The following is an 18,302-nucleotide window of genomic DNA, read 5'->3' on the forward strand; positions in this document are numbered from 1 at the left end:
CCATCCGACTACTATGAATTCAATTTGGGATTTTTTCCAGGTACTACTCGATTCAAAAGAAATTATTAATTATGGAGGTCTTGTACTGGTTACATTGATCATCTTTGCTGAAAATGGCCTTTTCTTCGCCTTTTTTCTGCCTGGCGATTATCTCTTATTTCTGACAGGCCTTTTCTGTTCTACGAAAGCCATTGATTTTCCTATCTATATTGTGGTTATATGTATTGTCATCGCAGCCATAATAGGTAGTTATGTCGGCTTCTTTTTTGGAAGAGCCTTAGGCAAAGGATTGGAAACCCGGCCAGATTCTCTTTTCTTCAAACGTAAAAATCTGGATAAGTCCAGGCAATTCTTTGCCAGACATGGTGGCAGAGCCCTTATAATAGCCCGTTTCATGCCTGTTCTTCGTACCTTCTCCCCTATTATTGCAGGTACGATTCAAATGCCGATTCAGTCTTTTTCACTTTATAACATCATTGGTGGTACTGTGTGGGGAACAACCCTTCCACTGGCAGGATACTTTCTGGGTCAGTCATTCCCTCAAATCATCAATTATGTTCACTACATCATTATTTTCTTTCTTGCTATTACCACCTTTGCGGTTATCCGTACCTGGTTTTCAGTCAGAAAAGATACCAGTGGACAATAGTGCAGCATAGAAAGACCCACTGAGCCTTGGAGTGTAAAGGGTATTTTTCTATCTTTAGGTTTCTCCCCAACCAAAACCATTCAAAACCTATGATGAAACATTTCCTTTACACATCTGTAAGGTCTATTCTCTGCCTTTTCTTTTTCCTAACGCTTCTTTCAGCAACTGCACAAAGTGAGAAATCACGTGCATTGACACTGGATGAATACAAGAAGGCTAAAACCTTTGAGATAAAGGACCTCGAAAGCGATACCTATGTAAAGTTTGAGAATGCCTATGTGCTGGATCGGTTTGAGATGAAGCCCCCCTATGTATTTAAATACAGTGATGGCATTGAACGCCGTGTATACCTCTACCGCCTGCTGGATAATAAATCCAAACAATCACTTGGTATGGTAGCCATCTATTACACACCTGGAAATGGTAAAAAATTCAATATCTGCATACCGTCCCCAGAATCAGATAAAAATGTATGGGCTCTTTATATTGATGATTTAAAAGAGTATAACAAAGCAGAATCAGCATTCGGATCAGCGTTTGCTTATGTTATGTCACGCGAAATGAGCACACTGGCAACAGGTAGCAGTGGTGCATCTACAACTGGTAATAAGACAGACTATGATGTTTGTTTCCCTGCCAATGCACTGGTAACGTTAGCCAATGGCCAAACCAAACAAATCTCTGAGATAAAAGTAGGTGAGGCTATCGCTTCCTATAATAAAGAGGCTAACAAACTGGAGACTGCCATTGTACAGGAGATTCAGATCCATGAAGGAAAAGGTTATCCGGTTCAGACGTTGTTTGCAGCCAATGAAATTGTTACAGCGTCGACTCAACAACAGGTTTCTCAGATTACTAAAATTCAGGCAACTCCAAATCATCCTGTATTGACTCAGGATGGTCGCAAAGCCATGAATGAGATCCAATCAGGTGATAGTATCTATGTATTTGACTCTGCAACTGGTGAATTTATTACGTTTAAAGTATATACACCTTTTACACATTCTGAAGAAACTGCAACCAAAGTATATAACCTGGTAACAGATAAAGGCAACTATCTCATTAATGGAGCTACTGTTCTGGACAAATAATTACTTAACGAACTCACTACAAACTAATTAGTCCCATGCACAGTACATGGGATTTTCTTTTTTGAGAAATCCGGTCTATTCCAGGTATCGTATATATGAGCGAACACTTCTTATAAAATATGTGTTATTGAATATGATGATAACAACATCTTTTCTTATGCAAAGACCTTTGATATTCACCCTTTTCGCAGGGATTTGCCTGCTGTCCTGTGCACAGAGTCAGCAGAAGAAAGTTCCTCAAATGCAATCTAAACCTGTTCAAATGACAACCAACGTAGCTAAAACAGATACAGTCACCTTTGGTACCGGATGTTTCTGGTGTACCGAAGCCATTTTTCAACAAGTAGATGGTGTTCTTTCTGTAGCTTCCGGATATTCCGGAGGACAAGTAGAGAACCCAACCTATAAACAAGTATGTACAGGTTCCACTGGTCATGCTGAGGTAATTCAGGTTACTTATGACCCTGCAAAGGTTTCTTATCCGGAATTACTGGAAGTTTTCTGGAGTACTCATGACCCAACCACTCTTAACAGACAGGGAGCCGATGTAGGTACACAATACCGATCTGCGATTTTCTATCACAACGCTGAACAAAAACAGCTTGCTGAGAAATATAAAAAAGAATTGGATGCCTCTAAAGCGTTTGACGATCCAATTGTAACTGAGATTACTCCATTCTCTAAGTTTTATAAAGCAGAGGATTATCATCAGAATTATTACAATCAGAATGGTGAACAGCCTTATTGCAGAATGGTAATCCGTCCGAAAATAGAAAAATTCAAGAAGGTGTTTAGTCAAAAACTAAAACATTCATAGATGATATATTGATCAGAAAGCACCACAGATCCCTGTGGTGCTTTTTTATTGGCAATATTCCTGATTAGAATCCGACTATTTCTCAATTATGACCTAAACTCCAATCATCAGCCAAAATGAACTAAATTCAGGTCAACAAAGAAAGTGACCATTATTCGAATATTTTTTCAGAATGATCGGCATTCTGGTCAAACACAAAAATGATTCGAGTAATGGTCAAACCTAATTTTTATCAGAGCATCTCTTGTGTTGATTTTTTATTCTTGCATGAACACAATTCGAATCATGTTCACATAGGATTTCTTATAGCACTGTCTACCATCACAAATTAAAAACTAACCAGAAAGGCAGTGAGGTTGGCTCTTTCTTCCAGTTTGAGCTTTTTACGAAGGCGGTAGCGGGCAATGCGTAAACTGTCTTGAGAAATACCCAGTATAGTAGAGATATCTGTAGAACTAAGATTTAGCCGTAACAATGCACACAATCTCTTATCATGTGCACTCAGATCAGTACAAACAGATTGTAGGTTCTGAAAGAAATCAGGGTGTACCTGTTCAAAAAAACGTTTAAAGTCTTCCCAATCCTGATCCAGTTTAAAGCTATAATCAATTGAGGCTATCAGTTCTTTGATTTGTCGGGTTTTATCCTTTTCGCTCCTTCGGATTTCGTTCAGCTTTACTTTTAGCTCTTCCAGAAACTTGTTTTTCTGAACAATCTGTAATGCGTGCGTAGTCAGCTCACGGGATCGGGTTTCTAGTTCCTGTTGTAACTGAAGTTCTTTCAGTCGCTTATTCTCTAGCTCTGTTTTCAGATTTTGTTCATTCAGCTGAGTATTCTCACGTTCAGTTTCCAGTACACGTTGTGTCTGTTCAAGGAGTTCTCTGTCTTTTCGGGTTTTAAGTCGCTGATACCGAAAAAAGATAATTCCAAATGAAAGCAGCAATATTGTTCCTGTTACCAGCAACATAATCCATAATTGTCCAATACGTCTCTCTCCTTCCAGTAACTGAATAGTAGCGTCTTTCACAACTAATGCCTTTTCTTTAGCCTCTGTCTGATACAAGGTTTGCATTCGTGCCATTTGCAGAACAGACTCCTCATCATAAATTCGTTGATACAAGGTATAGGAAGAGTCCAGATAAGCATGTGCTTTCTTATAATCACCTATAAATGCGTAGGTTTTGGAAAGATCTCTCAGAGCTGATCGCAGGCGATCTTTTTGATTCATCTTACGAGCCAATTGGTACGCCTGCAAGGTGTATATTAATGCATCCGAATAGTTACCTTGTTTTCGGTACGTATCTCCTATGTTATTGAGATTGTTAATAATAGTAACCTGATCGTTTACCTCCCGATTAAAAGTCAAAGCTTTATTGAAGTATTCATACGCTTTAGGGTAGTTTTCCATGTCTTCGAATATACTACCCAAGTTCTCTGTAATCTTCCCTAGTCCTGCCTTATCATTCAGCACCTCATAAATCTTAAAAGCTTTCTCCTGATAAATCAAGGCTTGTGGATAATCTTTCTGCTTTTCATACAGATGACCTATGTACCCAAATGTTTCCGCCTTCCCTTTTTTATCTGACAATTGTTCATATATCTTCAAGGCTTCCTGATGACATTGCAAAGCCACATCTATTTTTAAACCATAGTAATAAGCCATCCCCAGATGATTATAGCTTTCCGCCACACCTATTTTATCACCAACTTTCTTGTAAGAAGCAATGGCATTGAGCAAGTAGGAAACCGATTGCTGAAACCCACCCTGATTGTAAAAGAACAAACCTAGATTTTCATTGGCGACAGCAATACCTTTGGCAAAGCCTTTTCTCTCTGAAAGTAATAAGGCTTGCTTGGCGTAAACAAATGCGGTATCCGGATTGGAATTCAGATATTTCTCAGCTGTAGTGTTCAGAAAATCAATATAGAGCGTATCATTTTCAGGAAGAGAAATGGCATACCCTTCCTGAATGATGGTTCCCTGAATTAGTAAAAGGAATATACAAATAAATAGCGGTCGCATCGGCACGGAGTTCGGTCAATGCAAATATCCATATATCTGATTATACTAATGTTACTGCAATATTAAGATTGGTAACAACAGAAAAATTGTACAGAAAATCAGCTTATCGGTTGAGGGCGTTTGCCAGTATCTCACAGCGTTCGTCTGTTAGTTTGGGCAAATCCACTTCTATTTCCAGTTGGGTTTTTACATTATCCAACTCTGAACGGTACGTTTGCTTTAGTTCCTTTCGTTTAATAGCTTCCAGAAACCGACGAACATCATCACGGGTTTCCAGTTGCAAACCAGGAACTACCGCATTGGAGCCATCTTCGTTTTTGGCAACCATTGTGAAATAGGAAGTGTTGGTATGCCGTATTACTCCGGTACTTATATTCTCAGCAGTGACCCGAATCCCAACTACAAGAGAAGTTCGCCCCACATGATTAACCGAAGCCTGCAAATGCACCAGATTGCCTACTTCAACAGGTTGCAAAAAGTCAACACCATCTACAGACACTGTAACGCAATACCTACCTGCATGTTTGGCAGCACAGGCATAGGCTACCTTATCCATCAGTGATAAGAGAATACCTCCATGTATTTTTCCACCAAAATTGGCGTAGGAAGGAATCATTAACTCTGTGAGAGTAGTACGTGAGGTACTTACGGGTTTATAAACTTCATCCATTGAGTAAGACAGGGAATAGTATTATTTCTGCCATAATACTAAGAAACTGTTTCAAGAAAAGAAAGAAAAGCAGTTTACAGAGATAGAAAACCGTATCTCCGCATGTAAGAAATACAGTCTTCTACTTTAAGTAGTATAACATACTATTACATATTTCGCCGATACTGTCCTCCTACTTCATAGAGAGCATGTGTTATCTGCCCCAACGAACAAAATTTACATACCTCCATCAATGACTCAAATATATTCTTATTTTGGACAGCTACTTTCTGTAATTCTATCAGCATTTGCTCCGATTTTTCCTGATGCGCTGTCTCAAATCTTGATTTCGAATCAATAGCAAAGTCCTTCTCTTCCTGAGAACTACGAAATACCTCAGCAGGCAACAGCGTAGGTGAACCCTGAGGGTCCAGAAAAGTATTGACACCTATGACGGGTAGCTTTCCATTGTGCTTTTGGGTTTCATAGTATAACGATTCTTCCTGGATCTGAGAACGCTGATACATAGTTTCCATAGCACCCAGCACTCCACCCCGTTCGTTTATACGATTAAATTCCTGATATACTGCTTGCTCCACCAAATCTGTAAGTTCTTCTATGATAAAAGATCCCTGCAATGGGTTCTCGTTTTTTGCCAGTCCCCATTCTTTATTAATAATTAACTGAATCGCCATGGCTCTACGTACAGATTCTTCTGTAGGGGTAGTAATAGCTTCATCATAGGCATTGGTATGGAGAGAGTTGCAGTTGTCATAAATGGCACACAATGCTTGCAGAGTAGTCCGAATATCGTTAAAGGCGATTTCCTGTGCATGCAAGCTTCTTCCGGAAGTTTGAATATGATATTTGAGTCGTTGCGAACGGGAATTTCCTTTGTATTTAAACTTCATAGCCTTTGCCCATATCCGGCGAGCTACTCGTCCCAGCACTGTATATTCAGGGTCCATACCATTGGAAAAGAAGAAAGACAGATTAGGAGCAAAATCATCAATATGCATCCCTCTGCTCAGATAATATTCTACAAACGTAAACCCATTGGACAGCGTAAAGGCAAGTTGAGAAATTGGATTGGCACCTGCTTCTGCGATATGATACCCAGATATAGACACTGAATAAAAATTCTGAATCTGTTTTTCAATAAAGTACTGTTGAATGTCGCCCATCATTCGAAGAGCAAACTCTGTTGAGAAGATACAGGTATTCTGTGCCTGATCTTCCTTAAGAATATCAGCCTGAACAGTTCCCCGTACTTTTTTCAGTGTATCGGCTTTGATTATTTCATAGATATCCTGTGATAACACCTCGTCACCTGTTACTCCCAACAACATCAGTCCTAATCCATCATTTCCTTCTGGCAATTTACCATTGTAAGCAGGCATAAACTGATACAATACTTCGGGAATCCATAATCCTCTCCACTCCTTCCATGTCTCCGGATACAACAACTGTTGTACTGCCGGACTTTCTTCTGTGAGTTGTTGAATGTATACATCGCGATAATCTTCCTTGTTCATAGCTACAACGATCCCAACTTTTCCATCAGCAGTAAACGAAAGATCAAGTGTTGTATCAAAACCAAACCTTTCTAGGTATTCTTCAGAAGATATCTCTTCTGCTTCGGCAGCTTGCTCTAAAGAATCTTCATCATCCGGAAATGTCTGCACTTCCAGTGATTTGAAGAATCTTCTGGCGATGATAGTCAGAATCTTCTGGTTGGTTTCCTGCTCCAGATTATGTTTTCGGATGTATAACTCACATTGCTGGTCAATGGCTGCATTCAGAAAAAATCCCAGTAACATCGGTGCTGGTCCATTAATTGTCATCGAAACGGAAGTAGCCGGATCGCAAAGATTAAAACCCGAATACAGTTTCTTGGCATCATCCAGTGTACACACACTCACACCGGACATGCCTACTTTACCATAGATATCCGGACGATGATCCGGATTTTCGCCATATAATGTAACAGAATCAAAGGCGGTAGAAAGGCGTTTGGCAGGCATGCCTTTGGAAAGGTAGTGGAACCGCCGATTAGTGCGTTCAGGGCCACCTTCTCCTGCAAACATTCGTGTAGGATCTTCTCCTTCACGTTTCAACGGAAAAACACCTGCTGTAAACGGAAACTCTCCTGGTACATTTTCTGTCAGCATCCAACGTAACAGATCGCCCCAATCTTCATAACGAGGTAAACTAATCTTAGGAATTCTCAGATGAGACAAAGTCTCTGTATATAAATCCTGTTCAAATACTTTATCCCGCACCTTGTATTGGTATTTGTCAGCCTTATATTGTTGGACCCTCTCTTTCCAGCCGTTGAGTAATTGTCTGCATTCATGATGCAGTTGCTGATCCAACTTCTGATACCAGTTTATGAGTGACTTTAGTTCTTCTGCTTCTCCTTCCTGATAGGCAGCGACCATACTATCTTCTGATTCTTTTCTTACTGAAGATTTTCCTCTTAGCAAATCGATAGTCCCTTTCAGTTGATAGAGTTGGCGGGCAATATGGGTTTGTTCCTGAATAAACTGATCATATTCCAAACTCTTCTCTACAATCTCAGCCAGATACCGAACCTTTTCGGGAGGAATAATGCTGCTTCGGGATTGGCTTATCCGTTCAGGATGTAAACTCATCAGTGCAGATAGCTTTCCACCTTCAAAGCTTCCAGCCTTCTCATGCAAAAGAGAAATAATTTTCTGATAGAGTGTATGGGTTCCGCTATCATTAAACTGTGAGGCAATAGTACCATAAATAGGCAGTGTGTCATCTTCTGCATCCCAAGTGTTCCGGTTACGTTTGTATTGTTTTCTCACTTCCCGCAAAGCATCCAGAGATCCTCTCTTGTCGAATTTGTTGATAGCAATTACATCTGCAAAGTCCAGCATATCAATCTTTTCCAATTGTGTGGCAGCCCCATAATCACTTGTCATCAGGTATAAGGACACATCTGAATGGTCTACAATCTCTGTATCAGACTGTCCGATTCCGGAAGTTTCTACAATGATCAGATCAAATGTTGCAATCTTGCAGATATCAATGGCATCCTGTACATATCGGCTTAATGCCAGATTGGATTGCCGGGTCGCCAGCGACCGCATATAGACCCGTGGATTAAAGATAGCATTCATGCGGATACGATCTCCCAGCAAAGCGCCTCCGGTTTTTCGTTTGGATGGATCAACGGAGATGATAGCAATAGTCTTATCCGGAAAGTCAAGCAGATATCGTCTCACCAGTTCATCTACCATAGATGACTTACCAGCTCCTCCTGTACCTGTAATGCCTAGTACTGGTACTTTCCTCACCTTTCCAAGTGATTCCTGTAGTCGCGCTCTGATGTATCCTTCAAAATCGGGATAGTTTTCAGCTATAGTAATTAAACGTGGTATAGCAATCCTGCTCAGATTTGATACAACATCAATCACTTCTGGCTCAATAACATCATCAGAGCCAGTCAATATATGGTCTTGAAAAAGTGCATTTATATTTATTCGACTAAGCAGTGAAGCAGTGATAGTATGAGCATTGACTCGATCCTTTAATGCCGCTTCACTCACATCAAAATCACACTTCTCAAGCAAATCATTAATCATACCCTGCAACCCCATCGTCCGGCCATCATCGGGAGAATAAATACGGGTAATTCCATATTGATGTAGTTCAATTGCTTCGAGAGGAAGAATAGTACCTCCTCCTCCGCCAAAGATCCGGATATGTCCGGCACCCTTCTCCTGCAAAAGATCATACATATATTTAAAAAACTCAATATGTCCTCCCTGATAGCTGGTAATAGCAATCCCCTGCACATCTTCCTGAATAGCACATTCTACAATTTCCGCTACACTCCGGTTATGCCCCAGATGGATAATCTCCGCGCCAGAACTTTGCAGAATACGACGCATAATGTTAATAGCAGCATCATGTCCGTCAAACAGAGAAGCAGCTGTAACAATACGAATATGATTTTCAGGTTTATAGATTGTTGCCATTGCGGTAAAAAGTGTTTACACAAATATAGATTTTTCAAAGACAGATTTAGACTTAAACACTGAAAAGATAAAAAGAGGTATACATCATCTGAATCTTGTATCTAACTCTTTGGGTATTTCATAGCAATTATGCACATTGAGACAAACCACTTTGTAGGATATGTCAACACTAGTCATTGTCCGGCATGGACAGTCACAATGGAATCTGGAAAATCGCTTTACAGGAGATGTCGATATAGATCTGACAGCTTTAGGTGAGCAAGAAGCTCATACAGCAGGCAGGGTATTGAAAGGTATGTATTTTGATGCTTGTTTTACTTCTATCCTAAAACGTGCTATCCGAACACTGGACATTATTTTGCAGGAGACTGGACAGACAAATCTGCCAATTATACAAGATGCAGCGTTGAATGAGCGAATGTATGGAGATCTGCAAGGTTTAAACAAAGCAGAAATGGTGCAAAAATTTGGCGCAGAAAAAGTAGATCAATGGCGGCGAAGTTATGATATAGCCCCGCCCAATGGAGAAAGCCTTAAAGATACAGCCAATCGGGTAATCCCTTTCTTTCAAAGACATATTGCCCCTCTGTTAGCAGAAAATAAAACTATACTGATTGTAGCCCACGGAAATAGTCTACGGGCATTGATGATGTATCTGCAACATATCACACCTGAAAATATTGCTCACACAGAAATCCAAACCGGAGTACCCAAACAATATATATTAGATAATGAGTTAGAGGTAGTTTCAGTAACAGATCTGCATGAATGAATCATCTCGTTCATGCAGATCTGTTACTGGTTATTCTTTTGACTGAGGAGAAATCATCAGTGGCGTTTTGCCATCTGTTACAATAACTTTGGTATTAGGTGAAGCAGATAATTGTTTAAAAGCCTCTATACTTTTATATTCAATCAACTGTGGAGTCAGTCCTTCATTAATAATTTTCTGAGCATCTGAAATACCTTTTGCTTCGATTACTTTTCTTTCAGCTTCCTTTTTTTCTTTTTGCAATACAAAATCCATTTGTTGGGCAGATTGCTCAGCTTCCAGTTTCTGTTCAATAGATTCAGCAAGCCCTCTAGGCAATACAATACTTTTTAGCAATACATTCTCTATAATGATACCTCTGGGCTCTAATATCTTGTGCATCTCAGCAGTTATTTCTTTCTCAATCTCTTCCCGTTGGCCAGTATACATATCCTTTGCATAGAACCTGGCACATACATCTGCTGCAGAAGATCTAAAAACACTTATGAGCAATACATCTTCATATTTCTCGCCTATGGTGGTCAATACTTTGGGAGCTGCTTCCGGAAGTATACGATATAATACCGCCATTTCTGCTGTAATATTAAGTCCCTCTTTGGAAGGCACATTCTCCAGAGCTAAAGGCAGATTGATAGTACGAACAGGAACTTTGATAATAGTAGAGGTAAAAGGGTTAAAGCCATGTACTCCTGAATATTTTACCTGATTATCCAGCTTTCCAAGTTTTCTTTTTACACCAACCTCACCTTGGCGAATAGTAACACAGCTAGTCAGAGCTGCCACTGACAATATGGAAATCAATATGAGTCCTTTTTTCATTTCTATAACGTTAAGTAGAGTGATTAAATATGCCATATTAACGTTACAGATCGCTATAAATCCATTAAAACCTGATTAAATTTCAGGCATAATAATTAAAAGCAGATTAAAATTTAACTGTCTTGATAGTATTATCTATTGAAAAGGAAAATCAGTCCTCGTAAAATATAAAGCTGGCACTTTATAACCAGCTTTATCTACTAACTAATCACACCAGATCCTCCCCTTATTCATTTTCTTCCCCAGAAATAATCTTCCTGAGAAGGGTCTGCAGAGAATACCTGTGCCTGAATAATTTTCCCATTTTCAACTGTATATACATCTGTATTCTGTATATCCAGCCAGGCACCTTCTGGCCGTATAGCAGTAAAGTGTAGCTGGCATATCACCTGATTTCCATTTATTCCAAGTACTTTATAGTCTTTCAATTGAAAAGTACCCTGCGAAATTTTATGCATTTGACCAGACATGGTAAATACTTCGTCTGCTGTCTTTTTCTTTCCCGATAATGTATTGTTACCAGGCTGATCCCATGAGATATTTTCATCCAGTAACCGATGGGTAATCTCACGATTTTTGGTACTTACACCATGCAAAAACTCTTTCACAATTTGTACTTCTTTCGTATCTGTACCTTGCTGAGCCCATACAGGCAGTCCTGACAGAATAAGTACTGCGACAAAATAGATTCGTTTCATATGTGTATAATGATTAAATAGTGATCAAGCAGATATATAAATGAACTTAGGCCATAGAAAGCTGTTTCAAACCCTGACTTTGCAGATAAGCCATGGCAGCAACCCATAACGCAACAGCCCCAATCAATGCATAGCCTAGCAGACTAAGATGAAAAAGCTGGAATACTATCACTAGTACACTGATCAAAACCCAGGAAATATCCAGTACAATGATGAGGTTTACCCAAGCCGGACGCATTGGATTCTTTAAAGCTTCAAACAAGACTAGAGCTGCAAAACACAACAGAAATAGACCAGTACCTTCAACTGCAATGATAGCAGAGGTACCGAATAAGTCGGCTACTAAAGGAGCAAAAACAAGCAGGATCAGACCTGTAGCGCCAGAACTTATAGCATTTACGAGCATTACTTTTTTTAAGAATTTCATATGTTTTTCTGTTTAAAGTTGATGAACAAAAGTAGATTTGTTGGATTACTTCAAATTGACATTTTGCGACAAAATGAAAATACTGGCTCTGCACTTACACAGTTTTATGGAATATGCCCAACTTAGGGGTGTGTCCAGACGGGAGATACTTTCTGTAATGACTACTCCACCAGATAACTTTCTTCAGGAGGCAACCACAGTAAGCAGTGAGGATTTTTTTGCTGCGATCAACTTTATTAGCACCAGTCTAAAAGATGACCTGTTAGGGATACGTTTAGGAAACTTTCTGAATATGAACTCTCTGGGGCTAATCTATCAGATCTCCCTGCAAACCGCTACCATTGAAGAGGCGCTGTTTTATCTAAATAACTATATTGGCAACACCATTCCGGTTGTGCAGCCAGAGATTCAGTTTATAGAAGATCGTGTTATAATCAATTTGTCTATAAACGTAGATAAATCTGAAGCTAGTACTATAGTACTGGAAAGCTTGCTGACAATTATATCCCGCGAACTAGACATGATGACAGCGCAGCCACTGGACTTTCTGTTATTCTCACCTGCCTGTTCTCCTGAGTATCCGTCCGAATGGCAACAGGGTAAAAGTTTTGCTATCTCATTTAAGGCTGCTCTTTTAAAAGCTTCACTACAGGACATAAGCCGATTACATCTGGATGCATTAATTCCTGAATACCTGAAACTGATTGAGACAATGAAGCCGGAACCGACTTTTTCGAGCAAAGTAAAAATTGCATCGCTGAATATGGCTAAACCAGAATTACCTGCTCTGGAAAAAATAGCCGATGTGTTCAATCTCACTCCCAGAACATTACAACGTCGGTTAAGTACTGAACAAACAACCTTCAGACAGATCATAGACGATCTGAAAAAACAAATTTCGTATATGTTGCTTCAGCATAATCGCTTTTCCGTTGCAGATGTATCTTACGTTTTAGGATATTCGGAACCAGCTGCCTTTATTCATTCATTCAAAAAATGGTATGGTAATTCACCAGAAAAGGTTCGAACAGGTCTGGCTGTATCAGCCTAATCTTTCTCAGAAAAGATAGTATTTTTGCTGGCGATCCATTTGTCAATCTATGCGAAGCCGGTACCATACAATAGTTCTAGTAACCATTCTCTTATTCCTGTTACAATCCTGCTCATCAGAGCATAAACCCCATGCCTCATTTTATTACTGGAAAAGCACCTTCAGACTATCTAAAACAGACAGCAGCTATCTATCCCAGCTTCGCGTAAAGCAACTCAATGTAAAGTTTTTTGATGTGGACTGGAATTTTGAAGCAGGCAAGGCTCTACCTGTAGCAGAGATCCGGTTCACAGAACAAGTTCCAAATGAATTATCTATTATTCCGACTATTTTCATTACCAACCGCACTATGGTCCAGATTCCTGTCAGTCAGGTTTCGGACTTGGCCACTAAGATTACGACAAAGATTCGTTCTATAGCCGATAGCAATCATCTTTCCATAAAAGAGATTCAGTTAGACTGTGATTGGTCTGAGAAATCCCGTGAGAAGTTTTTTTTACTGGCATCGTTGGTAAAGAAAAATATTTCCAGACAATCCATACAACTCTCTGCTACCATTCGACTCCATCAACTAAAGTACATAGGCCGTGCAGGCATTCCACCAGTAGATAAGGGTATATTGATGTTTTACAACATGGGTTCTCTGGATGGCAGAGGAACAGACAATTCCATTCTGGATCTGACCATAGCTCGCCAGTATCTGCGCAGACTCAAAGATTATCCCTTACCTCTGGATATAGCTTTACCTATCTACCAGTGGGTAGTTTTGCAACGTGAAGGTCAGGTAATAAACCTCCTCACCAATGTGTCAGTAGAGGCATTGCATGATACACTTCATTTTGAACCGATTACACAAAAAAAATTCCGGGTCAGAGAAAGCCATTATTTTCATTCCCTGTATCTTTATCGCGGAGATGAATTACGTCTGGAAGAGATCTCTTTATCTCAGTTGCAAGAGTCAGCTGATCTGTTAAACCCCATTGTCAATCAATCTGAACCACACATATTATTTTATTATCTCGATGAAAAAAACCTTACCCGCTATGCGCCTGAAGACCTTCAAAAAGTGGTCAATCACTTTCGTTAGTCTATTTTTGTGTATGTATCCCTATCAAGACCTGGAAAGCTGTGCAGATGGCGATTGGGATGGATGGACGCTATCCCGATTCTTTAACCCAGAACTTACCAATCAACCATTCTTTGAACCTTTGTATTTCTCCTTTGATCGTCTGTACGATGATTCATGGGAAGAAAGTCCAGCTTTTCGCAGAAGCGAAAACCTGGCTGAATGGACTACATTTACAGAAAACAAAGCCAAAACAAATGATATTGAAAATCTGGTATATAAAGCTTCCAGGAAAGAAATTCAGGCTATAAAAACCTATTTATCAAATCCTGCTACTCCTTTGAGTGCTACACTTCAAAACAACTCAATGGTGAAATACCTTATTCAGAAGAAAGATGCAGCAACAGTAGACTATCTCATTTTTGCCAAAACCTGTGAGCCCTTTGCCCTTGAAGGAGATGACTGGACAGTGGAAACCAAGCAGGTAAACCCCCAAATAATTAAACTAATCTCTAAAGCCGAACAAACCTATCAGACAGAACAAAACCCGTTTCTGAAACTACGTTATGCTTATCAGGGAATACGGTTGGCACATTATGTCCGTTCGTATGCCAAAGCCATCAGTTTGTATGACAAACTGGTAGCACCATTAAACACAGAGAGTCCGATCAAATATTGGGCATTGGGACATAAGGCGGGTGCAATACGCCGTTCGGGTCAGAATAATGCACTGGCAGCCTATCTATTCTCCGTTGTATTTGACAAATCAGAAAGTAAACGCATCAACTCCTACTACAGCTTCTCTATTACCAATGATGCAGACTGGCAAAAAGTATTGTCTATGTGTAAAAGCAATCATGAGAAAGCTACACTGCATTTTCTGCGTGCTATCCAGCCTGATAATCTAAAACTCGAAGAGATGAAAAATATCTACATTCTGGACCCAACATCTGAATACCTGGATATTTTGCTGGTGCGGGAAATCAATAAATATGAAGTGAAGAAGAGTATGAAGAGTGAAGATCTGAATACATTTGAGAAAGGGTCTGCTGGATTAAAAGCCTTTATCTTTAAAGTGGTAAGCGAAGGCAAGAACAAGAATAAAGCACTATGGACACTGGCTCTGGGCTATACAGATTATCTGGCAGGTAATGTGGCAGAAGCGCGTAAAACATTTGCACAACTCCCTGCCAGCAGTCAGACGAAAGAAGTAAAACAACAGATAGAAACTTTTGAACTGATGATTCAGTTAGCTGAGCTCCAAAAGATTGATGCAGCCAGTGAAGAACGTCTCTATCAGGCTATCAAGAAAACAAAGTCTGAGCCTTTGCAAAGCCTTATGGTTGGTGTATTTGCCAGACTGTATAAAAAACAAGGAGAGTCAGCTAAAGAATTTCTTTCAACTAATGATATCTATAGCTTACGCACATCACCCAATGCTCAGTTGATTGAACAGTTGATAGCATTCACAGATAAGGCAAGTAAAACAACATACGAAAAAGAATTGCTGGCAAAAATTGATAAGACAACCCCAAAAGATGTATTGCTTGAAATGAAGGCTACCTTTCTATTAAGAGCAGACAAACTGGATGAAGCCGAACAAATCTTTAGCAAGCTCACCTATAAGTATGAAGATATTGAAGGCATTCCTACTCAGGATCAGCTTAAAGATTGCCATGAATGTGTAGAAGGTTCATCTGAACACTTTTCCAAATTGGAATTGATCCAACAAATCAAAGCCTTAAAAAAACAGGCGGCAGATACAGACAAGGCAAAAGCACTGGATGCCACCTATAAGCTGGGAGCTATTTACTATAATACAACCTATTTTGGATTTGCCTGGAGGGCTATGGATTATTACCGTCCTTATGGATTTTCATCTGTTTCAGCAGATGACTATACAGATTGTAGTCGGGCATTAGAATACTACACCAAAGCAGCAGAATTGGCAAAACAAGCTGGTAATAAGGAAATTGCAGCTAAAAGTTTATTTATGGCGGCTAAATGTGAGCAGAATAATTATTATTTGCTTAAAGCACCAAAAAACGATAGCTATTATGAAGGGCTCCCTCCCAGCTATGCCCCTGCTGATCGTAAATACTTTACACAACTCAAACAACAGTATGCCACTACTCAGTTTTATAGCAAGGCACGTCAGGAATGTTTTTATCTAAATCAGTTTACACGCTAACTAATAAAAAAGTCTCCTGAGCTCAGGAGACTTTTTTATTTCTTTAAATTTTTTCTTTTTTTATCAAAGATGGACGTTTATGCTTCCAACGTGCATGTGACCATAACCATTGATCCGAATACAACTGAATATCTCTTTCTACTTTCCGTACATAGTCTTCAATCAATTGTTCAGGTGTGGTCTCTGACAAATCTTCCGAGATTACTTCAAACCATGTTTCATAGTATCCTCTTTTTACGCGCCGCATCCCTGTATATAGTACAGGATAATTGGTTCGTTTGGCAATTCCTGCTACCCCAGTAAAAAAAGGCGTATCCTGATGTAAAAATGTAGTCCAGTAGGCTTGTTCCGGAAAAGGTGTCTGGTCTGCTACCATCGCAATAATACGAGTGATATTTTTTCGCTTTACCAGTTCTCTTGCCACCTTTTTCATCTCCACCGGATAAGGCCCAAACCGGCTACGAATTTTCAACATCAACTGATCAAAAGAAGCAGTAGTAAGTTCCTTGTATATGGCATCCACATCAAAACCTAACGTTGCGCCATTACCAGCCAGGAGCCATTCCCAATTACCCAGATGTGATGTCATGACCACAATAGATTGCCCTTTCTTCAAATAATTGGTAGCAACCTCCTGATTGATTATCCGGATTCTTTTTTGCAACTCCTTTTTTGAGATACTGAGCAACTTCAAGGATTCGACAGCAATATCTGCCAGATTTCTATAAAAATCCTTAGCAATCTGTTTTCGTTCTTTCTCGGTTTTATCAGGAAAAGAAAGACGTAGGTTCTTCTCTACCACATCTCTCCGGTATCGAATTACATAATAAGCCAGAAACCGGATTATATCTGCCACACCATACAAAATCCACAGAGGAAGCTTTGCAAATAACTCCAGTAAATACATGAAAGAAAATGTTTCGCAATAGAATTAAGTAAACGGCAGCAAAGGTAGTAAATATACAATAGCCTTGGTGCAAAAATTGGCTATCAGTCTGGGTAAGGTATCAATACATTTAATTATAACCAATAGCTTTTGTTTCACACAAATACCATACTCACTACACCAACCACAGAGATAAGTTTACAAATCTGACTCAAATAGCCAAAATCACTTCTGGTATCAGCCCGTACCAGTTGCCAAACGAACCATAACATAGGCAAAAGAATAAACAGACTGAAATACCAGATCAGGCGATCAGGTAGAAATGGAGCAAAAGAATATAAAGTGATCAGAAAGGTCAGTATCAGAAAATACAGAAAGAGTTTGGTACGACGTATTCCCCAGACAATAGGTAACGTACGACAACCAAAAGTAGCATCTCCCCGTACATCTTCCATGTCCTTAATAATCTCACGAATTAGTGTGATAAAAAATGCAAAGACAGAATAGGTATATACATACAATCTGTTTTGAGGATTATAAAGGACAACCACCCATAATGTGGCAGCAGTCAACAAAGCCACTATAAAATTACCAATAAAAGGCAGTCTTTTTAACTGATTAGAATAGAGCCATAATAAAAAAGCAGCAATAAAATTAACCAAGCCAATACGCAATCCAATCAGCGTACCAATCCCTATTCCCAGAAAGTTCAAAAACGAATGAGCAAAGATAGCCTGTCGCCGACTCATAATCCTACCCACCACTACTCTGCGGGGTTTATTGATAGTATCAATCTTTATATCATAATAATCATTGATAATGTATCCGGCAGCGGCAATACATAGTGTGGAGAACGCTAGACCCAACAAGTGTACATCCATAAGATGATTCCACCACTCGCCCTTTGGACCTACCAGACAAACACGAACCAAATATTGCGTTAGTGCAACAATCATCAGATTAGGAAATCGGATAAGTCGCAATAACGCTCTCAGAATAATCTGTCGGCTTCTTCGTTTTTTACGTAGCTGTACCACAAAAGTCTGGTTGGATTGATGCATACGAAGGTAAGAGGGATTCATTCTAATTACAAACCCCTTCAAATAATGTTAGTTCCATTAGTAGTTTATAAATAAAAGAGCCTGTGTATAAA

15 protein-coding genes are annotated in these 18,302 nt (G+C 39.5%); 7 read left to right on the top strand and 8 right to left on the bottom strand.

Annotated features, from left to right (window positions below):
- Positions 1–13: 13 nt before the first annotated feature.
- The 3 genes from QNI15_RS01220 to msrA all read left to right on the top strand — a co-directional run bounded on the left by QNI15_RS01220 (position 14) and on the right by msrA (position 2,557).
- Positions 14–649, top strand: coding sequence for a DedA family protein (locus QNI15_RS01220; RefSeq protein WP_314030124.1), 636 nt, complete (start codon positions 14–16; stop codon positions 647–649).
- An 89-nt stretch (positions 650–738) separates the two neighbouring features.
- On the top strand, positions 739–1,740 hold the full coding sequence (locus QNI15_RS01225; protein ID WP_314030126.1) for a Hint domain-containing protein: 1,002 nt from the start codon (positions 739–741) through the stop codon (positions 1,738–1,740).
- Positions 1,741–1,897: 157 nt separating this feature from the next.
- Complete coding sequence (gene msrA / locus QNI15_RS01230) at positions 1,898–2,557, top strand: peptide-methionine (S)-S-oxide reductase MsrA (RefSeq protein ID WP_390902151.1); 660 nt, start codon at positions 1,898–1,900, stop codon at positions 2,555–2,557.
- 328 nt (positions 2,558–2,885) lie between these two features.
- Here msrA and QNI15_RS01235 read toward each other — a convergent pair whose 3' ends face one another.
- From QNI15_RS01235 to QNI15_RS01245, 3 genes are all read right to left on the bottom strand, one after another.
- A complete protein-coding gene (locus tag QNI15_RS01235) occupies positions 2,886–4,580 on the bottom strand; it encodes a tetratricopeptide repeat protein (RefSeq protein ID WP_314030128.1) in 1,695 nt (564 codons plus the stop codon).
- Positions 4,581–4,683: 103 nt separating this feature from the next.
- Positions 4,684–5,250 carry an acyl-CoA thioesterase gene (locus QNI15_RS01240; protein WP_313974980.1) on the bottom strand — a complete coding sequence of 189 codons (567 nt, stop codon included), beginning with the start codon at positions 5,248–5,250 and terminating at the stop codon, positions 4,684–4,686.
- A 146-nt stretch (positions 5,251–5,396) separates the two neighbouring features.
- The gene (locus tag QNI15_RS01245) at positions 5,397–9,239 is read right to left on the bottom strand and encodes a methylmalonyl-CoA mutase family protein (protein ID WP_314030130.1); all 3,843 of its coding nucleotides are present in this window, start codon (positions 9,237–9,239) and stop codon (positions 5,397–5,399) included.
- 160 nt (positions 9,240–9,399) lie between these two features.
- Here QNI15_RS01245 and QNI15_RS01250 point away from each other — a divergent pair, with 160 nt between their 5' ends.
- Positions 9,400–10,011, top strand: coding sequence for a 2,3-bisphosphoglycerate-dependent phosphoglycerate mutase (locus QNI15_RS01250; protein ID WP_313974986.1), 612 nt, complete (start codon positions 9,400–9,402; stop codon positions 10,009–10,011).
- 30 nt (positions 10,012–10,041) lie between these two features.
- Here the strand turns inward: QNI15_RS01250 and QNI15_RS01255 are convergent, their stop codons facing one another.
- The 3 genes from QNI15_RS01255 to QNI15_RS01265 form a co-directional block, all read right to left on the bottom strand.
- Positions 10,042–10,830, bottom strand: a complete 789-nt coding sequence (locus tag QNI15_RS01255) for a prohibitin family protein (RefSeq protein WP_313974988.1) — start codon at positions 10,828–10,830, stop codon at positions 10,042–10,044.
- 230 nt (positions 10,831–11,060) lie between these two features.
- Complete coding sequence (locus tag QNI15_RS01260) at positions 11,061–11,528, bottom strand: nuclear transport factor 2 family protein (protein ID WP_313974990.1); 468 nt, start codon at positions 11,526–11,528, stop codon at positions 11,061–11,063.
- A gap of 46 nt (positions 11,529–11,574) precedes the next feature.
- Positions 11,575–11,955, bottom strand: a complete 381-nt coding sequence (locus QNI15_RS01265; protein ID WP_313974992.1) for a hypothetical protein — start codon at positions 11,953–11,955, stop codon at positions 11,575–11,577.
- A gap of 73 nt (positions 11,956–12,028) precedes the next feature.
- On the opposite strand from QNI15_RS01265, the gene QNI15_RS01270 reads away from it, so the two are divergent.
- From QNI15_RS01270 to QNI15_RS01280, 3 genes are read left to right on the top strand one after another with little or no spacing between them, the layout of a single operon-like run.
- Positions 12,029–13,006: a helix-turn-helix transcriptional regulator gene (locus QNI15_RS01270; protein ID WP_314030132.1), complete on the top strand. Its 978-nt coding sequence runs from the start codon at positions 12,029–12,031 to the stop codon at positions 13,004–13,006.
- Positions 13,007–13,055: 49 nt separating this feature from the next.
- Positions 13,056–14,093, top strand: coding sequence for a hypothetical protein (locus QNI15_RS01275; protein ID WP_314004984.1), 1,038 nt, complete (start codon positions 13,056–13,058; stop codon positions 14,091–14,093).
- 13 nt (positions 14,094–14,106) lie between these two features.
- Positions 14,107–16,263, top strand: coding sequence for a hypothetical protein (locus QNI15_RS01280; RefSeq protein WP_314030134.1), 2,157 nt, complete (start codon positions 14,107–14,109; stop codon positions 16,261–16,263).
- Positions 16,264–16,306: 43 nt separating this feature from the next.
- On the opposite strand, the gene QNI15_RS01285 is transcribed toward QNI15_RS01280, so the two are convergent.
- Both QNI15_RS01285 and QNI15_RS01290 read right to left on the bottom strand, forming a co-directional pair.
- The gene (locus QNI15_RS01285; protein ID WP_314004988.1) at positions 16,307–17,170 is read right to left on the bottom strand and encodes a lysophospholipid acyltransferase family protein; all 864 of its coding nucleotides are present in this window, start codon (positions 17,168–17,170) and stop codon (positions 16,307–16,309) included.
- A gap of 134 nt (positions 17,171–17,304) precedes the next feature.
- Entirely contained in the window at positions 17,305–18,231 is a 927-nt protein-coding gene (locus tag QNI15_RS01290; protein WP_314030136.1) for a geranylgeranylglycerol-phosphate geranylgeranyltransferase, read from the bottom strand.
- Positions 18,232–18,302 lie beyond the last annotated feature (71 nt).

The sequence above is a fragment of the Xanthocytophaga flava genome, from assembly GCF_030068545.1.
Lineage (GTDB): Bacteria > Bacteroidota > Bacteroidia > Cytophagales > 172606-1 > Xanthocytophaga > Xanthocytophaga flava.

Coding starts and splice junctions, on each gene's coding strand:
- QNI15_RS01280 (WP_314030134.1), top strand. CDS start 14,107: ATGTATCCCTATCAAGACCTGGAAAGCTGTGCAGATGGCGATTGGGAT.
- QNI15_RS01270 (WP_314030132.1), top strand. CDS start 12,029: ATGAAAATACTGGCTCTGCACTTACACAGTTTTATGGAATATGCCCAA.
- QNI15_RS01225 (WP_314030126.1), top strand. CDS start 739: ATGATGAAACATTTCCTTTACACATCTGTAAGGTCTATTCTCTGCCTT.
- QNI15_RS01235 (WP_314030128.1), bottom strand. CDS start 4,580: ATGCGACCGCTATTTATTTGTATATTCCTTTTACTAATTCAGGGAACC.
- QNI15_RS01250 (WP_313974986.1), top strand. CDS start 9,400: ATGTCAACACTAGTCATTGTCCGGCATGGACAGTCACAATGGAATCTG.
- QNI15_RS01260 (WP_313974990.1), bottom strand. CDS start 11,528: ATGAAACGAATCTATTTTGTCGCAGTACTTATTCTGTCAGGACTGCCT.
- msrA (WP_390902151.1), top strand. CDS start 1,898: ATGCAAAGACCTTTGATATTCACCCTTTTCGCAGGGATTTGCCTGCTG.
- QNI15_RS01245 (WP_314030130.1), bottom strand. CDS start 9,239: ATGGCAACAATCTATAAACCTGAAAATCATATTCGTATTGTTACAGCT.
- QNI15_RS01285 (WP_314004988.1), bottom strand. CDS start 17,170: ATGTATTTACTGGAGTTATTTGCAAAGCTTCCTCTGTGGATTTTGTAT.
- QNI15_RS01275 (WP_314004984.1), top strand. CDS start 13,056: ATGCGAAGCCGGTACCATACAATAGTTCTAGTAACCATTCTCTTATTC.
- QNI15_RS01220 (WP_314030124.1), top strand. CDS start 14: ATGAATTCAATTTGGGATTTTTTCCAGGTACTACTCGATTCAAAAGAA.
- QNI15_RS01255 (WP_313974988.1), bottom strand. CDS start 10,830: ATGAAAAAAGGACTCATATTGATTTCCATATTGTCAGTGGCAGCTCTG.
- QNI15_RS01290 (WP_314030136.1), bottom strand. CDS start 18,231: ATGAATCCCTCTTACCTTCGTATGCATCAATCCAACCAGACTTTTGTG.
- QNI15_RS01265 (WP_313974992.1), bottom strand. CDS start 11,955: ATGAAATTCTTAAAAAAAGTAATGCTCGTAAATGCTATAAGTTCTGGC.
- QNI15_RS01240 (WP_313974980.1), bottom strand. CDS start 5,250: ATGGATGAAGTTTATAAACCCGTAAGTACCTCACGTACTACTCTCACA.